Source organism: Actinosynnema sp. CS-041913 (assembly GCF_050942485.1).
Lineage (GTDB): Bacteria > Actinomycetota > Actinomycetes > Mycobacteriales > Pseudonocardiaceae > Actinosynnema.
This window is the reverse complement of record NZ_CP192037.1, coordinates 7,835,232-7,859,215: the sequence shown is the minus strand read 5'-3', so window position 1 is coordinate 7,859,215 and position 23,984 is coordinate 7,835,232. Positions and strand designations below refer to the sequence as shown.

General features: G+C 69.9%; 22 protein-coding genes. 19 read left to right on the top strand and 3 right to left on the bottom strand.

Features of this window, described 5'->3' with window-relative positions; all coding sequences use genetic code 11:
- Positions 1-4: 4 nt before the first annotated feature.
- Positions 5-679, bottom strand: a complete 675-nt coding sequence (locus ACQPZF_RS35385) for a DUF305 domain-containing protein (RefSeq protein ID WP_433264551.1) — start codon at positions 677-679, stop codon at positions 5-7.
- A 2-nt stretch (positions 680-681) separates the two neighbouring features.
- On the bottom strand, positions 682-1,506 hold the full coding sequence (locus tag ACQPZF_RS35380) for a DUF3105 domain-containing protein (RefSeq protein ID WP_433264549.1): 825 nt from the start codon (positions 1,504-1,506) through the stop codon (positions 682-684).
- Between the two features lie 183 nt (positions 1,507-1,689).
- Between ACQPZF_RS35380 and argS the strand changes: the two genes are divergently transcribed.
- From argS to rho, 6 genes are all read left to right on the top strand, one after another.
- On the top strand, positions 1,690-3,333 hold the full coding sequence (gene argS / locus ACQPZF_RS35375; protein WP_433264547.1) for an arginine--tRNA ligase: 1,644 nt from the start codon (positions 1,690-1,692) through the stop codon (positions 3,331-3,333).
- A complete protein-coding gene (gene lysA, locus ACQPZF_RS35370; protein WP_433264545.1) occupies positions 3,333-4,757 on the top strand; it encodes a diaminopimelate decarboxylase in 1,425 nt (474 codons plus the stop codon). Before argS ends, lysA begins: the two co-directional genes overlap by 1 nt.
- 1 nt (position 4,758) lies before the next feature.
- Positions 4,759-6,063 (top strand): homoserine dehydrogenase, encoded by a 1,305-nt coding sequence (locus tag ACQPZF_RS35365; RefSeq protein ID WP_433264543.1) that lies wholly within the window; start codon positions 4,759-4,761, stop codon positions 6,061-6,063.
- A complete protein-coding gene (gene thrC, locus ACQPZF_RS35360; RefSeq protein WP_433264541.1) occupies positions 6,060-7,190 on the top strand; it encodes a threonine synthase in 1,131 nt (376 codons plus the stop codon). The genes ACQPZF_RS35365 and thrC overlap by 4 nt, the downstream gene beginning before the upstream one ends.
- On the top strand, positions 7,187-8,059 hold the full coding sequence (thrB, locus tag ACQPZF_RS35355; protein WP_433264539.1) for a homoserine kinase: 873 nt from the start codon (positions 7,187-7,189) through the stop codon (positions 8,057-8,059). Before thrC ends, thrB begins: the two co-directional genes overlap by 4 nt.
- Before the next feature lie 346 nt (positions 8,060-8,405).
- Positions 8,406-10,496 (top strand): transcription termination factor Rho, encoded by a 2,091-nt coding sequence (gene rho, locus ACQPZF_RS35350; protein ID WP_433264537.1) that lies wholly within the window; start codon positions 8,406-8,408, stop codon positions 10,494-10,496.
- Between the two features lie 671 nt (positions 10,497-11,167).
- On the opposite strand, the gene ACQPZF_RS35345 is transcribed toward rho, so the two are convergent.
- Entirely contained in the window at positions 11,168-11,530 is a 363-nt protein-coding gene (locus ACQPZF_RS35345; RefSeq protein ID WP_433264535.1) for a hypothetical protein, read from the bottom strand.
- A 292-nt stretch (positions 11,531-11,822) separates the two neighbouring features.
- On the opposite strand from ACQPZF_RS35345, the gene rpmE reads away from it, so the two are divergent.
- From rpmE to atpA, 13 genes are all read left to right on the top strand, one after another.
- Positions 11,823-12,038 (top strand): 50S ribosomal protein L31, encoded by a 216-nt coding sequence (rpmE, locus tag ACQPZF_RS35340; protein ID WP_204843815.1) that lies wholly within the window; start codon positions 11,823-11,825, stop codon positions 12,036-12,038.
- Positions 12,039-12,122: 84 nt separating this feature from the next.
- A complete protein-coding gene (gene prfA, locus ACQPZF_RS35335) occupies positions 12,123-13,178 on the top strand; it encodes a peptide chain release factor 1 (protein WP_433264533.1) in 1,056 nt (351 codons plus the stop codon).
- Positions 13,179-13,196: 18 nt separating this feature from the next.
- Complete coding sequence (locus ACQPZF_RS35330) at positions 13,197-14,396, top strand: acyl-CoA thioester hydrolase/BAAT C-terminal domain-containing protein (protein WP_433264531.1); 1,200 nt, start codon at positions 13,197-13,199, stop codon at positions 14,394-14,396.
- A gap of 10 nt (positions 14,397-14,406) precedes the next feature.
- The gene (gene lpdA / locus ACQPZF_RS35325; RefSeq protein ID WP_433264529.1) at positions 14,407-15,792 is read left to right on the top strand and encodes a dihydrolipoyl dehydrogenase; all 1,386 of its coding nucleotides are present in this window, start codon (positions 14,407-14,409) and stop codon (positions 15,790-15,792) included.
- Positions 15,793-15,809: 17 nt separating this feature from the next.
- On the top strand, positions 15,810-16,667 hold the full coding sequence (prmC, locus tag ACQPZF_RS35320; RefSeq protein ID WP_433264527.1) for a peptide chain release factor N(5)-glutamine methyltransferase: 858 nt from the start codon (positions 15,810-15,812) through the stop codon (positions 16,665-16,667).
- Positions 16,668-17,198: 531 nt separating this feature from the next.
- Entirely contained in the window at positions 17,199-17,849 is a 651-nt protein-coding gene (locus ACQPZF_RS35315; protein ID WP_433264525.1) for an L-threonylcarbamoyladenylate synthase, read from the top strand.
- Positions 17,850-17,913: 64 nt separating this feature from the next.
- Positions 17,914-19,074 (top strand): glycosyltransferase family 4 protein, encoded by a 1,161-nt coding sequence (locus ACQPZF_RS35310; RefSeq protein WP_433264523.1) that lies wholly within the window; start codon positions 17,914-17,916, stop codon positions 19,072-19,074.
- 97 nt (positions 19,075-19,171) lie between these two features.
- Complete coding sequence (locus tag ACQPZF_RS35305) at positions 19,172-19,609, top strand: hypothetical protein (protein ID WP_433264521.1); 438 nt, start codon at positions 19,172-19,174, stop codon at positions 19,607-19,609.
- 151 nt (positions 19,610-19,760) lie between these two features.
- The gene (atpB, locus tag ACQPZF_RS35300) at positions 19,761-20,540 is read left to right on the top strand and encodes a F0F1 ATP synthase subunit A (RefSeq protein WP_433264519.1); all 780 of its coding nucleotides are present in this window, start codon (positions 19,761-19,763) and stop codon (positions 20,538-20,540) included.
- Between the two features lie 61 nt (positions 20,541-20,601).
- Entirely contained in the window at positions 20,602-20,853 is a 252-nt protein-coding gene (locus tag ACQPZF_RS35295) for an ATP F0F1 synthase subunit C (protein ID WP_433264517.1), read from the top strand.
- A 26-nt stretch (positions 20,854-20,879) separates the two neighbouring features.
- Positions 20,880-21,428, top strand: a complete 549-nt coding sequence (locus ACQPZF_RS35290; RefSeq protein ID WP_433264515.1) for a F0F1 ATP synthase subunit B — start codon at positions 20,880-20,882, stop codon at positions 21,426-21,428.
- A 10-nt stretch (positions 21,429-21,438) separates the two neighbouring features.
- Positions 21,439-22,272 (top strand): F0F1 ATP synthase subunit delta, encoded by an 834-nt coding sequence (locus tag ACQPZF_RS35285; RefSeq protein WP_433264513.1) that lies wholly within the window; start codon positions 21,439-21,441, stop codon positions 22,270-22,272.
- A gap of 60 nt (positions 22,273-22,332) precedes the next feature.
- A complete protein-coding gene (gene atpA / locus ACQPZF_RS35280) occupies positions 22,333-23,979 on the top strand; it encodes a F0F1 ATP synthase subunit alpha (RefSeq protein ID WP_433264511.1) in 1,647 nt (548 codons plus the stop codon).
- Positions 23,980-23,984: the final 5 nt, after the last annotated feature.

Here is a 23,984-nt window from a genome sequence, read left to right as displayed (position 1 = left end):
CGGGCTAGGGGAGGGGTGCGGCGCCGCGTTCGGTGATTAGCTGCTTCATGTACTCACCCTCGCTGGCCTGCGACTTCAGCATGTTGTCCGCGAGCGTCCGGACCACCGGGATGCCGGCCTGCCGCGCCGCGTACTCGGCCATCGGCGCGCCGCCCTGGTGGTGCCGCAGCATCAGTTGCAGGAAGTACACGTCGAACTCGGTGCCGGTCAGCGAGCGCAGTTTCGCCAGCTCCTCCGACGTGGCCATGCCGGGCATCAGCCCCGTCCGGCCCTCGTTGGACGACGAGTGGTGCGAGGACGACGTCATCCACTTCATGTGCGTGCCGTCCGCGGACTGCTCGGGCAGGCCCCACAGGCTCAGCCAGCCCTTCATCCGCCCGACCTGCTCAAGCTGCGTGGACTCGATGTCGAACGCCAACTGCCGGATCGCCGGGTCCGCCGTCTTGTCCCGCGCGGTGTTCGCCATGGTGATGCCCTGGAGGTGGTGCACCGCCATGTCCTGCGCGAACCCGACGTCCACCGAGTCCCTGCCCGGCGCGGACGAGGAGTCCGAGCCGGGCAGCTTGATCAGCAGCCCGACCGCCGCGCCGAGCAGCAGCACCGCCAGCACGGCCGCCGTGATGACGACGGTCCGCGTGGCGGTGACGCTCCGCTGCTGTCCGGTGTGCTCGGACGTCAAGATCAGCTACTCGGCTGGGTCGCCGGCGTGGTGGTGGCCGCCGGTGCGCCGGGGGTGTTGCCGGTCTCGGCCTGGTCCTCCGTGCCGCCGTCCATCGGGACGGCGTCCGCGCCCGGCTTCTCGGCCACGAACGGCGGCGGGTTGTCCACGTCGAACGTGGTCGAGTCGCACGCCGCGCCGGTCTCCGGGTAGGTGTACTGGTTGCGCCGGAGGGACTGCACGAACTGGTCGATGCGCTCGTCGTCGGCGCTCTCCACCTTGAGCTGGTGGCCCCACGACTGGAGCGAGATCGGCTTGTCCAGGCCGGGGTAGGGCGACAGCATCGTGTACTGCTGGCCGTCGGCCCGCCGCTTCAGCTTGTCCAGCGCCTCACCGGTGATCTGGTCCGGGTTGTACGCGATCCACACCGCGCCGTGCTCCAGCGAGTGGACCATGTTCTCGGTGCGCACGGCCGAGGGGTACACGATGCCGGTGCAGTTCGCCCACGCACCGTCGTGCGGACCACCGAAGGGGGGCGACTGGTCGTAGGCCACGCGCTGCGTCGGCTGCACGTGCTTGCCCGCCGTGTAGTCCTTCTTGACGACGCCCTGGATCTGGTCCGAGGGGTCCTTGTTCTCCTCGGTCGGGTTCCACTTCGCCAGGGCGGCCTCGCGCTGGTTCTTCTCCGAGATCTGCGCGTAGGCGTACCCGAACACCGTCCCTGCCAGCGCCAACACGGCGATCACCGCGATGATGGTGCCCCACGGCTTCGGCTTCTTCGCCACCACCGAGGTCCGCGCCGCCGCCACGCTGGAGCGCGCGGCCTTAGTCTTCTTGCCGCTGGTCATGTCCGCCTCAGGTCAGTCGTCTTACGCCCATGCCGCGGGCCAGTCTAGGGACACTGTGTCTGGTCGCCGTCAACTGCCGGTCACCGGGGGTGGCCGTTAACAGTTGCCCGGAGTTGCCACTCTCACTCCTCGGGACGCGTATCCCGGTCGAGACCAGCGGGAACGTTTCCCTAGACTTATCGGGTGACTCCCGCTGCGCTCGCTGATCTGGTCCGTGCGACGGCCGTGGACGTGCTGTCCACCCGCGGCCTCGACCCCGCCGCCCTGCCCGCCGCGGTGACCATCGAGCGACCCCGCAACCCCGAGCACGGCGACTACGCCACGAACCTGGCCCTCCAGACCGCCAAGAAGCTCGGCGTCGTGCCCCGTGACCTGGCCGGCTGGCTGGCCGAGGCGCTCACCGGCACGGGCGCGATCGCGTCGGCCGAGGTCGCCGGCCCCGGCTTCCTGAACCTCCGCCTGGCCGCCGACGCGCAGGGCGACATCGTCCGCGAGGTGCTGACGCGGGGCGAGCGGTACGGCCACGGCGACCAGTTCGCCGACACCCGGATCAACCTGGAGTTCGTCTCGGCGAACCCGACCGGCCCCGTCCACCTGGGCGGCACCCGGTGGGCGGCGGTGGGCGACGCGCTGGGCCGCATCCTGGCCGCCAACGGCGGCGACGTGACCCGCGAGTACTACTTCAACGACGCGGGCGCGCAGATCGACCGGTTCGTGCGGTCCCTGATCGCCGCCGCGAAGGGCGAGCCCGCCCCGGAGGACGGCTACGCGGGCGGCTACCTCGGCGACATCGCCGCCGAGGTGCTCAAGCGCGAGCCGAACGCCCTGTCCGCCGAGGACAGCCACGAGGTGTTCCGCCGGATCGGCGTGCACCTGATGTTCGACGAGATCAAGCGCGACCTGCACGACTTCGGCACCGACTTCGACGTGTACTACCACGAGAACTCGCTGCACGAGTCCGGCGCGGTGGCCAAGGCGATCGAGCAGCTCAAGTCGTCCGGCGGGCTGTACTTCGAGGACGGCGCGTGGTGGCTGCGCTCGACCGAGTACGGCGACGACAAGGACCGGGTGGTCATCAAGAGCGACGGTGAGCCGGCCTACATCGCGGGCGACATCGCGTACTTCCTGGACAAGCGGGCGCGTGGCTTCGACCTGTGCATCTACATGTTCGGCGCGGACCACCACGGCTACATCGGGCGGCTCAAGGCCGCCGCGGCGGCGGTGGGCGACGACCCGAACACCGTCGAGGTGCTGATCGGGCAGCTCGTGAACCTGGTCAGCGAGGGCAAGCCGGTGCGGATGAGCAAGCGCGCGGGCAACGTCATCACCATCCAGGACTTGGTGGAGGCGGTCGGCGTGGACGCTGCCCGGTACGCCATGACGCGGTCGTCGGCCGACTCGACCCTGGACATCGACCTGGACCTGCTGCGCAAGCGCAGCAACGACAACCCGGTGTTCTACGTGCAGTACGCGCACTCGCGGCTGGCGTCGCTGCTGCGCAACGCCGCGGACCTGGGTGTCACGCCGGGCGAGTCGTTCGAGCTGCTCGACCACGACCGCGAGGGCGACCTGATCCGCACCGTCGGCGAGTTCCCGCGGGTGGTGGCCACGGCGGGCGAGCTGCGCGAACCGCACCGGGTCGCGCGGTACCTGGAGGAGCTGGCTGGCACCTACCACCGGTTCTACGAGGCGTGTCGGGTGCTGCCGCGCGGCGACGAGGAGACCACCGAGCTGCACCGCGCCCGGCTCCAGCTTTGCGCGGCGACCAAGCAGGTGTTCGCCAACGGCCTCAAGCTGCTCGGCGTGAGCGCCCCGGAGCGGATGTGATGAGGGCGCACCCGGCCGGTCCCCGGCACGCCGACGTCCTGGTCCCGTCGAACACCGCGGGCTACCGCCCGTCCACCCCGGACGCGATCGACGAGCTGCACCGGCAGGTGTGGCCGCGCAACGCCTCCCGCGGAGAGGACGGCGCGGTCCGCCTCGCCGGGGTGGACGTGCGGGCGTTGGCCGAGGAGTTCGGCACGCCGCTGTTCGTGATGGACGAGGACGACTTCCGGTCCCGTTGCCGCGACCACGCCGAGGCGTTCGGCGACCCCACGCAGGTGCACTACGCGTCCAAGGCGTTCCTGTCCGTCGAGGTGGCGCGCTGGGTCGCCGACGAGGGCCTGAGCATCGACGTGTGCAGTGGCGGCGAGCTGGCCATCGCGCTGCGGGCGGAGTTCCCGCCGGAGCGGATCGCGTTGCACGGCAACAACAAGTCCGTCGCCGAGCTGACGGCCGCCGTGGACGCGGGCGTGGGCGTGGTGGTGCTCGACTCGTACTACGAGATCGCGCGGCTGGACCAGGTCGCCCGTGAGCGCGGGCGCGTGCAGCCGGTGATGATCCGGGTCACGGTCGGCGTCGAGGCGCACACCCACGAGTTCATCGCCACCGCGCACGAGGACCAGAAGTTCGGCTTCTCGCTGACCTCCGGCGACGCGGCGGAGGCGGCGCGCCGCGTGCTGAAGTCCGAGGGCCTGCGCCTGGTCGGCCTGCACAGCCACATCGGCTCGCAGATCTTCGACGCCAGCGGCTTCGAAGTGGCCGCCCGAAGGGTGATCGGCCTGCTCTCGGACCTCCGCGACGAGCACGGCGAAGGCATCCTGGAGCGCCTGTCCACAGTGGACCTCGGCGGCGGCCTGGGCATCGCGTACACGCCGGACGAGGACCCGCCGCCGCCCGCCGAACTGGCCCGGCAGCTCAAGAACATCGTGGGCAAGGAGTGCGAGCACAGCTCGCTGCCGGCGCCCGCCGTCGCGGTCGAGCCGGGCCGGGCCATCGTCGGCCCCGGCACGGTCACGCTGTACGAGGTGGGCACCATCAAGGACGTCCAGCTCGACGCCGGCGTGATCCGCCGGTACGTGAGCGTCGACGGCGGCATGAGCGACAACATCCGCACCGCCCTGTACGACGCCGTCTACGACTGCAAGCTGGTGTCCCGCAAGGCGGAGCCCGACGCGCGGGCCGTGCTGTGCCGCGTCGTGGGCAAGCACTGCGAGTCCGGCGACGTCGTGGTGCGCGACTGCTGGCTGCCCGAAGACCTGGCGCCCGGCGACCTGATCGCCGTCGCGGCGACCGGCGCGTACTGCTACTCGATGGCCAGCGGCTACAACCGGCTGCCCCGACCGGCGGTCGCCGCCGTCGCGGCGGGCCAGTCCCGGTTGCTGCTGCGCCGGGAGACCGAGGAAGACCTGTTCCGCCTGGAGGTATGACGTGCCTGGCCAGAAACCGATCAAAGTCGCGCTGCTCGGCTGCGGCACGGTCGGGACCGAAGTGGTCCGGCTGCTGACCGACCAGGCGGCGGACCTCACCGCGCGCGTCGGCGCTCCCGTGGAGCTGGCCGGCATCGCGGTGCGCAAGCCGAACAAGCACCGCGAGGTGCCCGCCGAACTGCTCACCACGGACGTCGACGCGCTGGTCGAGTCCGACGTCGACGTGGTGGTGGAGGTGGTCGGCGGCATCGAGCCCGCCCGCACCTGGCTGCTGAAGGCGCTGACCGCCGGCAAGTCGGTGGTGACGGCGAACAAGGCGCTGCTCGCCGAGTACTCCGGCGAGCTGTTCGAGGCGGCCGACGCGACCGGCGCGGACCTGTACTTCGAGGCGGCGGTGGCGGGCGCGATCCCGCTGCTGCGCCCGCTGCGCGAGTCGCTGGCCGGCGACCGGATCACCCGCGTGATGGGGATCGTCAACGGCACCACCAACTTCATCCTTTCGGGCATGGACTCCACCGGTGCGGGCTACGCCGAGACGCTGGAGGAGGCGACCCGGCTGGGCTACGCCGAGGCCGACCCGACGGCGGACGTGGACGGGTTCGACGCCGCGTCCAAGGCCGCGATCCTGGCGTCGCTGGCGTTCCACAGCCGGGTGACCGCCGCCGACGTGTACCGCGAGGGCATCGCGTCGGTCAGCGCGGCCGACATCGCCGCCGCCAAGGGCCTGGGCCGCACCGTGAAGCTGCTGGCGATCTGCGAGCGGGTCTCCGGGGCCGAGCACGCGGAGGAGAGCATCTCCGTGCGGGTGCACCCGGCGATGATCCCCCGGACCCACCCGCTCGCGGGCGTGCACGGTGCGTTCAACGCGGTGTTCGTGGAGGCCGACGCGGCGGGCGAGATGATGTTCTACGGCAAGGGCGCGGGCGGCGCGCCCACGGCCAGCGCGGTGCTCGGCGACCTCGTCGCGGTGGCCCGCAACCGGGTGGTCAGCGGGCGCGGCCCGCGTGAGTCGGCGTACGCGGGGCTGCCCGTGCGGCCGATGGGCCAGGCCCCGACCAGGTACCACATCAGCCTCGACGTGGCCGACCGGCCAGGTGTGCTGTCGCAGGTCGCGGCGGTGTTCGCGGAGCACGACGTGAGCATCGCGGCGGTCCGGCAGGAGGGGCGGGTGGACGACGCCAGCCTGGTGATCGTCACCCACGCCGCGACCGACGCGGCACTGCGGTCGACCGTGGACAAAATCGGCGGACTGCCCGTGGTTCGAGAAGTCGTGAGTGTCATGCGGGTGGAAGGCGAAGAGACATGACGGCCCAGGCGACCGTCGGCGGAGCCGACAGTCAGACTTCAGGCGGCGGAGCCGACAGTCAGACTTCAGCGCGGCCGGGGTGGCCCGGCATCATCCACGCCTACGCGGACCGGATCCGGCTCCCCGAAGGGGCGAAGGTGGTCACCCTGCACGAGGGTGGCACGCCGCTGGTGGCCTCGGACTACCTGTCGGACGTGACCGGCTGCCAGGTGTACGTCAAGGTCGAGGGCGCCAACCCGACCGGCTCGTTCAAGGACCGCGGCATGACCGTGGCCATGACGCACGCGCTGGCCAGCGGCATCAAGGCGGTCATCTGCGCGTCGACCGGCAACACCTCGGCGTCCGCCGCCGCCTACGCCGCCAAGGCCGGCCTCACCGCCGCCGTGCTGGTGCCGCGCGGGAAGATCGCCCTGGGCAAGCTCGCCCAGGCCGTGGCGCACGGCGCGCGCATCCTCCAGATCGACGGCAACTTCGACGACTGCCTCGAACTGGCCTCCAAGACCTCCGTCGAGTACCCGATCACCCTGGTGAACTCGGTCAACCCGGTCCGGCTGGTCGGGCAGAAGACCGCCGCCTGGGAGATCTGCGACGTCCTCGGGCGCGCGCCGGACATCCACTGCCTCCCGGTCGGCAACGCGGGCAACATCACCGCGTACTGGCGCGGCTACTCGGACTACGCGAACGACGGCGTGGTCGGCTCGACCCCGCGCATGTTCGGCTTCCAGGCTGCCGGCGCCGCGCCGCTCGTGCTCGGCGAGCCGGTCGCGAACCCGGAGACCATCGCCACCGCCATCCGGGTGGGCAGCCCGGCGTCGTGGACCGGCGCGGTGACCGCCAAGGAGCAGTCCGGCGGGCTGTTCGAGGCCGTCACGGACGAGAAGATCCTGTCCGCCTACCGGCTGCTGGCCTCGCGGGAGGGCATCTTCGTCGAGCCGGCCTCCGCGACCAGCGTCGCGGGCCTGCTCGCCACCGCCGCCGACGGCCGGCTGCCCAAGGGCTCCGTGGTCGTCTGCACGGTCACCGGCCACGGCCTGAAGGACCCGGACACGGCGTTGCTCGGCGTGACCGAGGTCGAGCCGGTCCCGGTCGACCCCGGCGCGGTCGCCACCGCGCTGGAACTGGCATGACCGGCGTCCTGGTCACCGTCCCCGCGACCACCGCCAACCTAGGCTCCGGGTTCGACGCGCTGGGCATGGCGCTGGGCATCCGCGACGAAGTCGAGTTCGAGGTGCGGCCGGACGGGCTGGTGGTCGAGGTCTCCGGTGAGGGCCGTGACCTGCCCACGGACGAGTCGCACCTGGTCGTCCGGGCGTTCCGGGCCGCCTGCGAGCGGCTGGACGTGAGCGTCCCGGGCTTGCGGCTGCGGTGCCGGAACGCGATTCCGCACGCGCGCGGCCTCGGCTCCTCGGCGGGGGCCGTGGTGGCGGGCGTGGCGGCCGGATACGCGCTGGCCGGCCACGAGTTGGACACGAGCGCGTTGCAACTCGCAGCCGAGTTCGAGGGCCACGCGGACAACGCGGCGGCAGCCCTGTTCGGCGGGGTGGCGCTGGCGTGGACGCAGGGTGACCGGTTCCGCGCGGTGCGTCTGGACCCGCACCCCGCGCTCGCGCCGGTCGTGCTGGTGCCCGAGCAGGAGTCGGCCACCACGACGACCCGCGGCCTGCTGCCCGCCTCGGTGCCGCACGCGGACGCCGCGTTCGCCGTCGGCCGGGCCGCGCTCGCCGTCCACGCGCTCACCGCGGACCCTTCGCTGCTGCTCGACGCGCTGGCCGACCGGCTCCACGAGCCGTACCGCGAATCGGCTTGGCCGGCGACGTACGCACTGGTCAAGGCGTTGCGGGCGGCCGGGGTGCCGGCGGCCGTGTCGGGCGCGGGCCCGACCGTGCTGGCGCTGCCGGAGGACGGGAAGCTGCCCGAAGGGGTGAACGTGAGCGGCTTCACAGCCCACCACGTGCCGGTCGCCCCGGAGGGAGTACGCGTTGCGCCACTCGGTTGAGTGATGCGACGCGCCGTGCCCCGGTTGTTGCACCCGGCCGGACCGGCGTCTACCCTCGGGGCCATCAGTCACCGCGCGCACGGGCGCCGGTGTGGTGCCCGGACATTCGCTCCGGATCGCATTCCTCCAGTGACTTGGCCCTGTGCCGTATGGACGGGGTTGGCGCTGGAAGGCACCCGCTCGCCGTGTGACCGAGAACGTCTCGTGCCGGTGGACTCCGTATTCGTGCGCGTCAACGCGACGGCGAAGTCCTCCGAGACGCAGGCGAAACTGCCGGTCCGCATTCCGTCGGACGGCAGGTCCGCTGGTCCGCGTAGGAGGCGCGGTCCGGTCAGGAAGGACATGTGTGAGCAACACCGATGTGCTGAGCAGCGAAGCTCCAGCTGCTCCCAACGCCGCAGCCAGTTCCGGAGCCGAGGAGAACGCCCTGACCACCCCTTCGAACGGCAGCGCCCCGCCGCGCAAGCGCGCCGGACTCTCCGGTATGGTGCTCGCCGAACTCCGTGAACTCGCAGGTCAGCTTGGCATCACCGGCACCGCGGGGCTCCGCAAGGGCGACCTCATCGCGGCCATCAAGGAACGGCAGGGCGGCACCTCCGGTCGGGGCAGTGCCGCGACGCCGCCGAAGGCCGAGAAGAAGCCCGCCGCCGAGAAGCCGGTAGCCGAGAAGCCCGCGGTCGCCGAGGCGCCCGCCGCCGTGGTCGAGAAGCCGGTGGAGAAGCCGACGCAGCAGCAGCTCGACGTGGCCGACCGCTCCGCCGGCGCCGAGGAGGAGGGCGGTCGCCGGGGCAACCGCCGCCGCCGTTCCGCCAACCGCCCGGCGGGCAGCCCCGAGGGCGGCCAGCCGGCCGCCGCCGACGCTCCGGCCCAGCCGCAGGACCGTCCCCAGCAGCAGGACCGCCCGGCGCAGGAGCGCCCGGACCGCCCGCAGCAGGACCGTCCCCAGCAGGACCGGCAGCACGACCGTCCGCAGCAGGACCGCTCGCAGCAGGATCGTCCGCAGCAGGACCGCGGCGACCGCCAGGACCGCGGCGAGCAGCGCGAACAGCGCCAGGACCGCGGCGACCAGCGCCAGGACCGGGGCGACCGCGGCAACCGCCGCGACCGTGACCGGGACCGCGATGGCGGCCGTGACCGGGACCGCGACCGGGACCAGAACCGCAACCGCCAGAACGTCCAGGACGACCAGGACGACGAGGACGGAGGCCGCCGGGGCCGCCGCTTCCGCGACCGCCGCCGTCGTGGCGGCCGGGGCGACGGCGCGACCGGCGGCCCCGACACCGAGGTGCGCGAGGACGACGTCCTGCTCCCGGTGGCGGGCATCCTGGACGTGCTGGAGAACTACGCGTTCGTCCGCACGTCCGGCTACCTGGCCGGCCCGAACGACGTCTACGTGTCGCTGTCCCTGGTCCGCAAGTACGGCCTGCGCCGCGGCGACGCCCTCATCGGCGCCGTCCGCCAGCCACGCGACGGTGAACAGCAACGCCAGAAGTTCAACCCGTTGGTGCGCGTAGACAAGATCAACGGCCTGGACCCGGAGGAGTCGAAGAACCGCCCCGACTTCACCAAGCTGACCCCGCTGTACCCGAACGAGCGCTTGCGCTTGGAGACGGAACCGCACATCCTGACGACCCGCGTCATCGATCTGGTGATGCCGATCGGCAAGGGTCAGCGAGCACTGGTCGTGTCGCCGCCGAAGGCGGGCAAGACGTCCGTTCTCCAGTCGATCGCGAACGCGATCACGAAGAACAACCCGGAATGCCACCTGATGGTGGTCCTGGTGGACGAACGCCCCGAAGAAGTGACCGACATGCAGCGCTCGGTGAAGGGCGAGGTCATCGCCTCCACCTTCGACCGCCCCCCGTCGGACCACACCACCATCTCGGAACTGGCCATCGAACGGGCGAAGCGCCTGGTCGAAATGGGCCACGACGTGGTAGTGCTGCTCGACTCGATCACCCGCCTGGGCCGCGCCTACAACCTGGCGGCCCCGGCGAGCGGCCGAATCCTGTCCGGCGGCGTCGACTCGACCGCCCTCTACCCGCCGAAGCGCTTCCTCGGCGCGGCGAGGAACATCGAGGGAGGCGGCAGCCTGACCGTCATCGCGACGGCCCTGGTGGAAACCGGCTCGGCAGGCGACAGCGTGATCTTCGAAGAGTTCAAGGGCACCGGCAACGCCGAACTCAAGCTGGACCGGAAGATCGCCGACAAGCGCACCTTCCCGGCGGTGGACGTGGACTCGTCCGGCACCCGCAAGGAAGACCTGCTCCTGTCCCCGGACGAGCTGGCAGTGATGCACAAGCTCCGCCGGGTCCTGCACGCACTCGACAGCCAGCAGGCCATCGACCTGCTACTGGACCGCCTCCGCAAGAGCCGGACCAACATCGAGTTCCTGATGCAGGTAGCCAAGACAACCCCCGGCGCGGACAACGACTGACCAACCCGGAACAAAAGCGAAAGGCCCGCCGACAATCCACGTCGACGGGCCTTTCGCTTGCACAAAAAACCTCCCGCCACCCACCCACAACACGCCGTACCCTCCGCGCTCAAGCAGCGACGCGCTCCGCGCTCTAGCCCCGGCGCGCGCAGCGCACACCCCCAGGTGGGCTGCGTGTCATCCCCGTATGGCCTGCCCGCAGGGAACCGCGCTTGTCAGGAATGCGCAAGCACGCTTTTCGCTTGCGCATTCCTGACAAGGGTGGTTGTCTTTTGACCAGGTCATGCGGGGATGGCACGACGCCCGAGTCTTGCTTTTGTGTACATCCTTGGCGGCCTGCCTGTCCGGCGAGGACGCTTTTAGCTTTCGTCTAAAAGCGAAAAGCGACGCTCGCCGCTGGGCAGGCCTCCGGGGAGGAAATGCCAAGGCGTCGTGTTCTCCCCGTATGACCTGGTCAAAGACCACCACACTTGTCAAGGAGGCGCAAGCGAAAAGCGTGCTTGCACCTCCTTGACAAGCGCGGTTGCCCTGCGGGCAGGCCATACGGGGAGAACACGAGGCCCCTTCTTTGTGCTCGCGCAAGCTCTTTGCTGCGGTGCTCGCGCAAGCCTCGGGCTGCGGTGCTCGCGCAAGCCTCAGGTTGCGGTGCCCGCGCATGCCGAGGCCCCGGATCAGCAGCCGCTTCGTGAAAGGGTCAGGTCGTGCTGGGCTAACGAAGCGGTTCGGCGGCGTTCGAGTACGTAACAAGCGACCAAGAACACCAGGGCCGGCACGCCGATCGCCACGGCGCCCACCACAGGCACGCGCAGGCCGTCCACCCCGATCCCGATCGCCAGCCAAGCGGCCAGGTAACCCCACCGCAGCCAGGCGCGCTGACGTTCGCTGTGCCAGATCACCATGCCGCTGGCCGCGAAGCCGACGGCCACCGCCGCGCCGAACAAAGGGCTGACCAGGGTGATGTCGTGAGGAGCGCCGACGAGCAGCCCTGCCAGGCCGGTCAGGCCGAGCACGGCGCTGCCGAACAGGAAGGGCACGGCCAGCCACGTGGTCAACCGCAGCGGGCGTCCGGAGGCGCACAGCACGGTTGTATTTTCACGTCCGAGGGCTGCTCATAGGAACTCTGAGTAGTCCAACGGCTACCTTATGCGCCAAATGGTCGACCACGGTCGACAAGCGGTAGTGAGACCTGCCACGGGAACAGCTCGGGACCGGAATGCGTTGTCACCAGTGCTGACGGCATCTGGCAGACTGTCAGGTCGAGTCCGGCTCCGGTTCACCTCCGAACAACCCGAGGACCCGGCGGCCACCGAAGAGAGGGACAAGACGTTGAAGACCGGCATCCACCCCGAGTACGTGACGACCGAGGTCACCTGCGGCTGTGGGAACACGTTCACCACGCGCAGCACCAAGACTTCCGGCTCCATCCACGTCGAGGTCTGCTCGAACTGCCACCCGTTCTACACCGGCAAGCAGAAGATCCTCGACACCGGTGGCCGGGTCGCGCGTTTCGAGGCGCGTTACGGCAAGCGCAAGGGCAAGTAGCCGCGCCGACGGCGTCCACCCGGGTCTGCCCGGGTGGACGCCGTTGTCGTCTCATCAGCACTATTCGAGACCGGAGCGCCGAACGTGACCCTGGAAGCACTGCTCGCCGAGCACGCCGAGCTGGAGGCGAAGCTCGCCGACCCCTCGGTGCACGCCGACCAGGCCGGCGCGCGCAAGCTCGGCAAGCGCTACGCCGAGCTGACGCCGATCGTCCGCACGGCCCGTGAGCTGGACCAGGCGCGCAACGACCTGGAGGCGGCGAAAGAGCTGGCGGCCGAGGACTCGACGTTCCAGGCCGAGGCCGAGGACCTCGCCCAGCGCATCCCGAAGATCGAGGAGCGGCTCACCGAACTGCTGCTGCCCCGCGACCCGCACGACTCGGCCGACGTGGTCCTGGAGATCAAGTCCGGCGAAGGCGGAGAGGAGTCCGCGTTGTTCGCGGGCGACCTGCTGCGCATGTACCTCCGGTACGCGGAGCGCCACGGCTGGAAGGCCGAAGTGCTCGACGGCACCGACTCGGACCTGGGCGGGTACAAGGACGTCACGGTCGCGATCAAGGCGAAGACCGATTCCCCGGACGGGGTGTGGTCGCGGCTGAAGTACGAGGGCGGCGTGCACCGGGTGCAGCGCGTGCCGGTGACGGAGAGCCAGGGCCGCATCCACACCAGCGCGGCCGGTGTCCTGGTGTTCCCGGAGACCGAGGACGTCGAGATCGAGATCGACGAGAACGACCTGCGCGTGGACGTGTTCCGGTCCTCCGGCAAGGGCGGGCAGAGCGTCAACACGACCGACTCGGCGGTCCGCATCACGCACCTGCCGACCGGCATCGTGGTGTCCTGCCAGAACGAGCGCAGCCAGCTCCAGAACAAGGCGCGCGCGATGCAGGTGCTCCAAGCCCGCCTCCAGGTGCTGGCCGAGGAGAAGGCGCAGCAGGAGGCGTCCGACGCGCGGCGCACCCAGATCCGCACCGTGGACCGCTCCGAACGGGTCCGGACGTACAACTTCCCGGAATCACGCATTTCCGATCACCGTGTCGGGTACAAAGCCCATAACCTGGATCAAGTGCTGGACGGCGACCTCGACGCGGTGCTCGACGCGCTGGCGGCGGCCGACCGGGCGGAACGGCTTGCCGGCGGGTGACTGACGGGAGGGCGCACGATGGCGGAAATCCTGGTGAACCCGCAGTGCGCCCCACTCGACGCGACCTTGGACATCCTGGTCGTCGGCCTGGAACCGGACACCGAGACGACCGTCCGGGCCACCACGGGAGACCGTTCGTCACACGCCGTCTTCCGCTCCGACAGCCGTGGCGTGGTCGACCTGACCAGGCACACGCCCCTCTCCGGCAGCTACGGGCGCGTCGACCCGATGGGCCTGTTCTGGTCCATGACCCCGACGGGTGAAAAGCCCGGCCCGACGGTCATCGCGGTCGACGGCGTGGGCCAGGTCGCGATCGAGCGCCTGACGACGCCGGAGAACGTCAAGCGCACCGAGGTGCCGGAACTCTCCGCCGTCCTGTTCGAGCCGGCCGACGACGACACCTACCCCGGCGCCATCGTGCTGGGCGGCTCCGAAGGCGGCCGGCACGAACTCGACGCCGCCCTCCTGGCCGGCCACGGCTTCAGCGCTCTCGCACTGGCCTACTTCGGCGCCGAGGGCGTCCCGGAGGACCTGGTCGACATCCCGCTGGAGCACGTCGGCAAGGCCGTCGACTTCCTCAAGGAGCGAGCCGGCGAAGTGGGCCTCATCGGCGGCTCACGGGGCGGTGAACTGGCACTGCTGGCCGCCTCCACGTTCCCCGAGGTCAGGGCGGTGGTGAGCGTCGTGGGCAGCGGCGTGGTCACCCAGTGCATCGGCCCGGGAGCCCGCCTGCTGGAGAAGCTGAGCCACGAAGCGGCCTCGTGGACGTGGCAGGGCCGCCCGATCCCGTACCTGCCCTACGACCTCCCCCACGAACTGCGGCAGAAGGTCGTCGACGGCGAACCCGTGCCCCTGCGCCTGGCGTTCGACCTGTCGGACGGCATCCCGGAGGACACCGAGATCCCGGTCGAACGGATCGTCGGGGGTGTGTTGCTCCTCTCATCCGGCCGTGACGGAGGCTGGCCGAGCGCGGAGCTGAGCGGGGTGGCGGAACGCCGCCTGACCGAGCACAACCACCCGTTCAGGTACGAACACGTGGTGTACCCGGAGGCCGGGCACCTGATCGCCGGGCCGCCCCACCGCCCCACCACGGACCTGGTCGTCCCCGGACCGGGCGTGCGGTTCTTCCTGGACGGCAGCCCGGAGGCCACGGCGGCGGCGCGGGCGGACGCGTGGCGTCGTGCCATCGAGTTCTTGTCCGACCAACTGGGCACCTAATGTGTCGTTCATGAGCGCACACTTTGACGTCGTGGTCCTCGGTGCGGGGCCAGGCGGGTACGTCGCCGCGATCCGCGCGGCCCAGCTAGGGCTGAAAACGGCGATCATCGAGGAGCGTTACTGGGGCGGGGTGTGCCTGAACGTGGGCTGCATCCCGTCGAAGGCGCTGCTGCGCAACGCCGAACTCGCCCACCTGTTCACCCACGAGCAGAAGACCTACGGCATCCAGGTCGAGGGCACGGTGAAGTTCGACTACGGCGCCGCCTTCGACCGCAGCCGCAAGGTCGCGGACGGCCGCGTCAAGGGCGTGCACTTCCTGATGAAGAAGAACGGCATCACCGAGTACAACGGCCGGGGGGCCTTCGTAGACGCGAACACCATCCAGGTGGGTGAAGAAACGGTCACGTTCGGCCACGCGATCATCGCCGCCGGAGCCACCACCCGCCTCCTGCCCGGCACCACCCTCTCGGAGCGCGTGGTCACGTACGAGGAGCAGATCCTCTCGTCGGACCTGCCGGAGAGCATCGTCATCGCCGGTGCGGGCGCGATCGGCGTCGAGTTCGCCTACGTGCTGCACAACTACGGCGTCAAGGTCACGATCGTGGAGTTCCTGGACCGCGTGGTGCCCCTGGAGGACGTCGAGGTCTCCACGGAACTGGCGAAGCGCTACAAGCGCCTGGGCATCGACGTCCGCACCGGAACGCGCGTGGAGTCCATCGACGACACGGGCGCGAAGGTCCGCGTCACCGTGTCCAAGGACGGCCGGCAGGAGGTCCTGGAAGCCGACAAGGTCATGCAGGCCATCGGCTTCCAGCCGCGCGTCGAGGGCTACGGCCTGGAGAACACCGGCGTCGAGCTGACCGAACGCGGCGCGATCGCCGTGGACGGCCACAGCCGCACCAACGTGCCGAACATCTACGCCATCGGCGACGTGACGGCGAAACTGATGCTCGCCCACGCGGCCGAGTCGATGGGCATCATCGCGGCGGAGAGCATCGCCGGCGCGGAAACCATGGAACTCGACTACGTGATGATCCCCCGCGCGACGTACTGCCAGCCCCAGATCGCGAGCTTCGGCTACACCGAGGCCCAGGCCCGCGAGAAGGGCTACGACGTGGAGGTGGCGAAGTTCCCGTTCATGGCGAACGGCAAGGCGCACGGCATCGGCGACACGGCTGGCTTCGTGAAGCTGATCAGCGACAAGAAGTACGGCGAACTCCTCGGCGGCCACCTGATCGGCCCCGACGTGACGGAACTCCTGCCGGAACTGACCCTGGCCCAGCAGTGGGACCTGACCGTGCACGAGGTGGCCCGCAACGTCCACGCCCACCCGACCCTGGGCGAAGCGGTGAAGGAAGCCGTCCACGGCCTGGCAGGCCACATGATCAACATGTAGCCCTCTAGGCTCACCACATGACCCGACACCCGCTGCGGCTGGCAGTAATGGAAGCCGAACGCATGCTCGCCGCAGCGGGCGTCGACAGCCCAAGAGCAGACGCGGAACAACTGGCCGCCCACGTCCTGGGCGTGGCACGCTCCCGCCTACCCCTCATCCCACTGGTGGACCCACCGGTGGTGGACGCACTGCACCAGTTGGTGCGCAAGCGGATGAAGCGCATCCCCCTCCAACACCTCACCGGCTCGGCACACCTGGGCGGCGTCGACCTGGAGGTAGGTCCAGGTGTGTTCATCCCCAGGCCGGAAACCGAGATATTGCTGGAATGGGCACTGTCCACAGTGGGCAAAACCCCTCTGGTGGTCGACCTGTGCACAGGTTCGGGTGCGCTGGCACTGGCCGTGGCACGCCGAATCCCAGGGGCGGAAGTACACGCGGTAGAACGAGATCCAGTAGCGCTGTCCTGGGCACGCCGCAACGCAGACACACAAGCCACCGCAGGCGATACCCCGATACGCCTGCACTCCGGCGACGTCACGGCACCGGACGTGCTGTCCGATCTGGACGGAACGGTCGACTTGGTCGTCTGCAACCCGCCTTACGTACCAGACGACACACCGGTACAACCAGAGGTAGCCGACCACGACCCCCACGCGGCAGTCTTCGGCGGCCCGGACGGCCTGGACGTGATCCGACACGTGGTGGGCGTGGCAGCACGCCTACTCAAGCCAGGCGGACACGTGGCAATAGAACACGACGACACCCACGGCAAATCAGTGCCAGCACTACTAGCCGCCCGCAGAGTGCTGACAGACGTACAGGACCACACCGACCTGGCCGGCCGCCCACGCTTCGCAACAGCCCGCCGAACCTAAGCAACAACCGCCAAGCTTCGCTCCAGCCGCCACACACCCCGCTTCCACCGCTCGAAGCCGAGGCGCGCGCAGCGCACACCCCTAGTTGGGCTGCGTGTCATCCCCGTATGGCCTGCCCGCAGGGAACCGCGCTTTTCCTGGGGATGCAAGCACGCACTTCGCTTGCATCCCCAGGAAAAGGGTGGTGGTCTTTGACCAGGCCATACGGGGATGACACGACGCCCGAGTCCTGCTCTTGTGATCATCCTTGGCGGCCAGCCCAGCGGCGAGCGCGCTCTTCGTCCCTCTCGGCCGAGCAACGCTCGAACACCCTCCGGCCCAGCGCAGACTCGAAGCCTCCGGCCCAGCGCAGACTCGAAGCCTCCGGCCCAGCGCACATGAGCACACCCCACAGGCGTCCCCCAGAACGGAACACCCCCCGACGCATATCCAACCAGCGGGCACCGACAATCCCGGCGAGCGAAGCTGAGAGCGCCCCCCAACCTGTGACCTCCACCGCAACCCAACACCAACCTGTGCCAGGATCCACCCGTGAGCACGCTCTACGACTGCAGCGTCCAGTCCGACCGAGCAGCCGGACTAGCCGCCGCCGCAGGAGCGGTGCGGTCCGGGCGGCTGGTCGTCCTCCCCACCGACACCGTCTACGGCATCGGCTGCGACGCCTTCGACGCCAAAGCCGTCCGCTACCTCCTGGAAGCCAAGGGCCGAGGCCCGGACATGCCGGTCCCGGTCCTGGTCGGCTCGTGGACCACGGTCGACGGCCTGGTCCTCGGCGTCCCCCGGCAAGCCCGAGCCCTCATCGAGGCGTTCTGGCCGGGCGGGCTGTCGCTGGTGCTGCACCACGCGCCCTCCCTCGCCTGGGACCTCGGGCACACCAGGGGCACCGTCATGCTCCGGATGCCCCTCCACCCGGTGGCCCTCGAACTGCTCCGCGACGTCGGTCCCATGGCCGTGTCCAGCGCCAACAAGTCCGGTTTCCCGCCGGCCGGCACCGCGCAGGAAGCGTGGGACCAGCTCGGCGAGGAGGTCGGCGTCTACCTCGACGGCGGCCCGGCGGAGGAGAACGTCGCGTCCACCATCGTCGACCTGACCGGCCCGGAGCCGCTCGTCCTGCGGGAGGGCGCCGTGCCGCTCCAGGACGTCCGAGAGGTGCTGGGCGTCGAAGTCGAGGTCGCCGGCTAGTGGATCTTCCCGATCGGAGTAGCGTGGCCCCCGCAGTGTCCGAGACCCCGAGGGACTAGCACCAGTGGGCCCGTTGCCCGACACCCTGAACGTCCTCCCCGTCCGGGAGTACCTGCTCGTCGCGCTGACCGCCGCCGTCGTCACGTTCCTGCTGGTCGGCCTGGTCCGCTTGCTCGCGTTCCGGATCGGCGCGGTGGCCTACCCGCGGCAGCGGGACGTGCACGTCGAGCCCACGCCGCGGATGGGCGGGCTCGCCATGTACGGCGGCGTGCTCGGCGGCATGCTGCTCGCCCACCAGTTGCCCGTGCTGCGCGCCGCGTTCGACTTCTCCGACGACCCGTGGGCCGTCATCGTCGGTGGCGGGGTGATCGTCCTCGTCGGTGTGCTGGACGACCGGTTCGAGCTGGACTCCCTGACGAAACTCGCCGGGCAGGTCACGTCGGCGGGCCTGCTGGTGCTGTTCGGGCTCCAGTGGCTGGTGTTCTGGGTGCCCTGGGGCGACGGCGACAAGGGCAACGGCTCGCTGCTCGTGCTCGACCAGAACCAGGGCGCGCTGTTCACCGTGCTGCTCGCCGTCACCATGGTCAACGCGATGAACTTCGTGGACGGCCTGGACGGCCTGGCCGCCGGCATCGGGCTCATCGCGGCGGTCGCGACCTGCGCGTTCTGCATCGGGGTGCTGGCCAGGAACGGCGGCGACGTCGGCTCCTACCCGCCCGCCCTGATCGCCGCCACGCTGGCCGGCGCGTGCCTCGGGTTCCTGCCGCACAACTTCAACCCGGCCCGCATCTTCATGGGCGACTCGGGCTCGATGCTGATCGGCCTGATGCTGGCCGCCGCCGTCACCTCGGCCTCGGGCAAGCTCAACTACCCGTCCTTCGTCACCACCGACCTGCTCGGCCTGCTGTCCCCGCTGCTGGTGGTCGCGGCCGTGCTGTTCGTGCCGATGCTGGACCTGCTGATGGCCGTCGTCCGGCGCACGCGGCGCGGCGAGAGCCCGTTCTCCGCCGACAAGATGCACCTGCACCACCGGCTGCTGGAGATCGGCCACTCGCAGCGCCGCGCCGTGCTGCTGATCTACCTGTGGGCCGGTGTGCTGGCGTTCGGCGCGGTGTCGCTGACCGTGTTCGACGCCGCCGTCGTGGGGTGGTGCCTGGCGATCGGGCTGCTGCTCGCGCTGGTGGTCTCCGCCATCCCCAGGTTCCGCGAAGTGCGCCGGAACTGAACCCGGACTTCGCGAAGTAGGCCGCTCCCGACCCCCGACCGCAGGGCGTCGCACCAGGCCCTTTTACACTCGGTGGCGACCAGTGGGAAGGGGTGACATGAGCCAGGAGTGGACTCACGAGAAAGTCGTCCAGCGGCTCGCGGGCGAGATGTTCCGCGGCCTCATCTGGGCGGCCCTCGCGACGGTCGCCGTCGGGGCGGTGGTCTGGACCGTGCTGGCCGGAGTCCCCGGCCTGGTCGCGGCGCTGATCGGCGGCGGGCTCGCCATCGCGTGCTCCCTGATCACGCTCTGGCTGATGCACCGCACGGCCGCGCTGCCGGTGCAGTTCATCATGATCGCCGCGTTCGGCGGCTTCCTCGGCAAGCTCGTCCTGCTCGTCGTGGTGATGGTGCTGCTGCGCAAGTTCCCCGTGCTGCACGTGAACGCGCTCGCGCTGACCATGGCCGCGACCATCGTCGTGGCGACCTTCATGGAGGTCCGCGCTTCCAAGCGCAGTCGCAGTCAGGTGATCATCCCCACCCCCGGCAACACCTGATCTACCGGCTGGTACGGTGCGCGCGGACGGGACGTCCCTGCTCGTAGGGGTGCCTCTCGCGGGCGCGTGCGGTGCGTAAGGTACGTTTGTCCCGATCGTGACGATTCCCCCGGCGGAGTGAACGCCGGCCGGGAGAACCGGAAGGAACACAGTGACCACGTTGGTGCTGGCCTCGGGTGGCGAGTTCGTCGCCCCCGGTGTGAAGGACTTCTTCCCCCCGGCGATCTTCGGGTCCGTCGACAAGCCCATGGTCCTGCTGGTGCTGTCGATCATCATCATCGGGGCGTTCTTCCTCCTGGCTACCCGCAACCTCAAGCTCGTCCCGGGCAAGTTCCAGTTCGCCGCGGAGTCGGTCTACGACCTCGGCCGGAACTCCATCGCCCGGGAGCAGATCGGCGCCAAGGACTTCAAGCCCTTCGTGCCGCTCATCCTCACCGTCTTCACGTTCGTCCTGGTGAACAACCTGTTCGGGCTCATCCCGTTCATCCAGTTCCCGACCCTGGCCCACATCGGTTTCCCGCTGGCCGTCTCGGTGCTGGTCATCTACCCGGTCTACCACTTCGTCGGGTTCAAGCGCCACGGTTTCACCGGCTACCTGAAGCACGCCACCATGCCGCCCGGCGCGCCGTGGTTCGTGCTCATCCTGCTGATCCCGATCGAGTTCTTCCAGAAGTTCGTCCTGAACCCCCTGACGCTCGCCATCCGAGTTTTCGCGGCGATGTTCGCGGGTCACCTGCTGCTGATGGTGTTCACCCTGGCGGGTGAGGCGCTGCTGCTCAGCGGCGGCATCACCGTCGTGGTGGCGCCGATCGCGTTCCTCTTCGCCATCGCGCTGACGTTCCTCGAAGCGCTCATCATGGTGCTACAGGCCTACATTTTCGCTCTTCTGTCCGCCAACTACATCGGCGCTGCGATGGCGGAAGAGCACTGAGAAACAACAAGCCTCCGATCCGCGAGTGTTCGCGGACCGAGTTGGAAAGGGAACAGCACAAGTGAGCGCTATCACTCTTGCTCAGGAAGCCGCGAACCAGAACCTGAACCAGGGTCTCGCCGCGATCGGCTACGGCCTCGCCGCGATCGGCCCCGGTATCGGTGTGGGTCTGATCTTCTCCTCGGTCATCAACGGCACCGCCCGTCAGCCCGAGGCCCGCGGCGTGCTGCTGAGCCTCGCCTGGACGACGTTCGCCATCGTCGAGGTGCTCGCGCTGCTCGGCTTCGTCGTGTACTTCCTCGCGACCGCCTGATCCGTTCATCGCATTAGGAGTTGGTGATGAATACCCTCATCCTGGCGGCGGAGGGAGAGCCGATCAACCCGGTCCTCCCTCACTATTCCGAGATCATCGTCGGCCTGATCGCGTTCCTGCTGCTCCTCTTCGTCATCAAGAAGTTCGTGTCGCCACGCTTCGAGACGTTGTACGCGGAACGCGCCGCCAAGATCGAGGGCGGCATCGAGAAGGCCGAGCAGGCGCAGGCCGAGGCCCAGAACGCGCTGGAGCAGTACCGGGCGCAGTTGGCCGAGGCGCGGGCCGAGGCGGCCCGCATCCGGGACGACGCCCGCATCGAGGGCGAGCAGATCATCAGTGAGCTGCGCGCCAAGGCGCAGGAGGAGTCCGCGCGGATCGTCGCGCAGGGCCAGACCCAGTTGGAAACCCAGCGGGCGCAGATCGTCGCGGAGCTGCGCGGTGAGCTGGGCCGGCTGGCCATCGACCTGGCCGACCGGGTCGTGGGCGAGTCGCTGGAGGACGAGGTGCGCCGCCGGGGCACCGTCGACCGGTTCCTCGGGGAGCTCGACAACACCTCGGCCCCGGCCGCCAAGTGAGGGAACGCCGATGACGCTGCACGCCGCCAGCCGCGACGCGCTGGCCGCAGCCGAGCTGCGGCTGCTGGAGATCCTCGACAGTGCCGCCGGCACCGACAGCGCCGCCCTGGGCAAGCTGGGCGGGGAGCTGTTCTCGGTGGTCGGCCTGCTGTCCCGGCAGGCCTCGCTGCGCCGGGCCCTGTCCGACGCCTCGACCGAGCCCGCGAGCCGCGAGCAGCTACTGCGCGGCCTGCTCGACGGCAAGGTCTCCGGCGACACCCTCCAGGTGCTGGCCACGGTCGTCACCGCGCGCTGGTCCAGCCCGCGTGAGCTGGTCGACGGCGTCGAGTCGCTGGCCCGCACCACGCTGCTGGTGCGGGCCGAGCGGGACGGCAGGCTCGACACCGTCGAGGACGAGCTGTTCCGACTCGGCCGGATCATCGCCGGCAACTACGAGCTGGAGCTGGCGCTCACCGACCCGGCGGCGGACGCCGACGGCAAGGTCGCGCTGGTGGACAGCCTGGTGGCGGGCAAGGTGGACGAGACCACCAAGGCCCTCGTCGACCAGCTCGTGCGGGATCCCCGCGGCCAGGGCGTCGTCGGCGGCCTGGCCGACCTGGCGTCGCTCGCGGCCAAGCGCCGGGAACGATCCGTCGCGTACGTCCGTTCCGCCGTCGAGCTGGACGCGGCGCAGCAGGACCGTCTCGAGGCCACGCTGACCCGGATCTACTCCAGGCCGGTCGCGCTGCACGTGGAGGTCGACCCCACGCTGCGCGGCGGTCTGCTGATCAAGATCGGCGACGAGGTCATCGACGGCAGCGTGGCCGGTCGGCTGGCGGCACTGCGCCGCGACCTCGCCGGCTGACCGAACCGGAACCGCGGCCCACAAGCCCCTTTCCTTTACCGAAGTGAGAGCAGGAACGACATGGCGGAGCTGACGATCTCGTCGGACGAGATCCGCAGTGCGATCGAGAAGTACGTTTCGACCTACTCCCCGGAAGTCAGCCGGGAAGAGGTCGGCGTCGTCGCGGAGACCTATGACGGCATCGCCATCGTCGAGGGTCTGCCCGGCACCATGACCAACGAGCTGCTGGAGTTCCCCGGCGGCGTGCTCGGCGTGGCCCTGAACCTGGAAGTGCGCGAGATCGGCGCGGTCATCCTGGGTGACTTCGACAAGATCGAAGAGGGCCAGGAGGTCAAGCGGACCGGCCAGGTGCTCTCCGTGCCGGTCGGCGACGGCTTCCTCGGCCGCGTGGTCAACCCCCTCGGCCAGCCCATCGACGGCCTGGGCGACGTCGTCGCCGACGACAACCGCGCCCTGGAGCTCCAGGCCGCGTCGGTGCTCCAGCGCCAGCCGGTGAACGAGCCCATGCAGACCGGCATCAAGGCCATCGACTCGATGACCCCGATCGGCCGCGGCCAGCGCCAGCTCATCATCGGCGACCGCAAGACCGGCAAGACCGCGGTCTGCATCGACACGATCATCAACCAGAAGAAGGCCTGGGAGTCGGGCGACCCCAAGCAGCAGGTCCGCTGCGTGTACGTCGCCATCGGCCAGAAGGGCTCCACCATCGCGGGCGTCAAGACCGCGCTGGAGGAGGCGGGCGCGCTGGAGTACACCACCATCGTGGCCGCCCCGGCGTCCGACTCGGCCGGCTTCAAGTGGCTGGCGCCCTACACCGGCTCGGCCCTCGGCCAGCACTGGATGTACCAGGGCAAGCACGTCCTGATCATCTTCGACGACCTGACCAAGCAGGCCGAGGCGTACCGCGCGATCTCGCTGCTGCTGCGTCGCCCGCCGGGCCGCGAGGCCTACCCCGGCGACGTGTTCTACCTGCACTCGCGCCTGCTGGAGCGCTGCGCGAAGCTGTCCGACGACATGGGCGGCGGCTCGATGACCGGCCTGCCGATCATCGAGACCAAGGCGAACGACGTGTCGGCGTACATCCCGACCAACGTCATCTCGATCACCGACGGCCAGTGCTTCCTGGAGTCCGACCTGTTCAACGCCGGTGTGCGGCCGGCCGTCAACGTGGGCATCTCGGTGTCCCGCGTCGGTGGCGCCGCGCAGACCAAGGCGATGAAGACGGTCTCCGGCTCGCTGCGCCTGGACCTGTCGCAGTTCCGCGAGCTGGAGGCGTTCTCCGCGTTCGCGTCGGACCTCGACGCCGCGTCGCGCGCCCAGCTCGACCGCGGCGCCCGCCTGGTCGAGCTGCTCAAGCAGGGCCAGTACTCGCCGGTCCCGATGGAGGAGCAGGTCGTCTCCATCTACCTCGGCACCAAGGGCCACCTCGACTCGATCCCGGTGGCCGACGTCCGCCGCTTCGAGGCCGAGTTCCTGGACCACCTGCGGCGCACCCACGACGTGATCCTCTCCGGCATCCGCGAGGGCAAGACGTTGTCCGAGGACGCCGAGAAGGGCATCGTGGACGCTGTCAACGCGTTCAAGCAGCAGTTCACCGCCTCCGGCGGCGCCTCGGTGGTCAACGAGGCCCCGGCGAGCGCGATGGACGCCGACAAGGTCGGGCAGGAGTCGGTGAAGGTCAACCGACCCGCTCCGACCGAGAAGTGATGTAG

Bases quoted from the DNA above. Each gene is read 5' to 3' on its own strand.
- lpdA (WP_433264529.1), top strand. From the start codon at position 14,407: ATGAGCGCACACTTTGACGTCGTGGTCCTCGGTGCGGGGCCAGGCGGG.
- ACQPZF_RS35380 (WP_433264549.1), bottom strand. From the start codon at position 1,506: ATGACCAGCGGCAAGAAGACTAAGGCCGCGCGCTCCAGCGTGGCGGCG.
- ACQPZF_RS35285 (WP_433264513.1), top strand. From the start codon at position 21,439: ATGACGCTGCACGCCGCCAGCCGCGACGCGCTGGCCGCAGCCGAGCTG.
- thrC (WP_433264541.1), top strand. From the start codon at position 6,060: ATGACGGCCCAGGCGACCGTCGGCGGAGCCGACAGTCAGACTTCAGGC.
- ACQPZF_RS35330 (WP_433264531.1), top strand. From the start codon at position 13,197: ATGGCGGAAATCCTGGTGAACCCGCAGTGCGCCCCACTCGACGCGACC.
- ACQPZF_RS35305 (WP_433264521.1), top strand. From the start codon at position 19,172: ATGAGCCAGGAGTGGACTCACGAGAAAGTCGTCCAGCGGCTCGCGGGC.
- thrB (WP_433264539.1), top strand. From the start codon at position 7,187: ATGACCGGCGTCCTGGTCACCGTCCCCGCGACCACCGCCAACCTAGGC.
- ACQPZF_RS35290 (WP_433264515.1), top strand. From the start codon at position 20,880: ATGAATACCCTCATCCTGGCGGCGGAGGGAGAGCCGATCAACCCGGTC.
- prmC (WP_433264527.1), top strand. From the start codon at position 15,810: ATGACCCGACACCCGCTGCGGCTGGCAGTAATGGAAGCCGAACGCATG.
- lysA (WP_433264545.1), top strand. From the start codon at position 3,333: ATGAGGGCGCACCCGGCCGGTCCCCGGCACGCCGACGTCCTGGTCCCG.
- atpA (WP_433264511.1), top strand. From the start codon at position 22,333: ATGGCGGAGCTGACGATCTCGTCGGACGAGATCCGCAGTGCGATCGAG.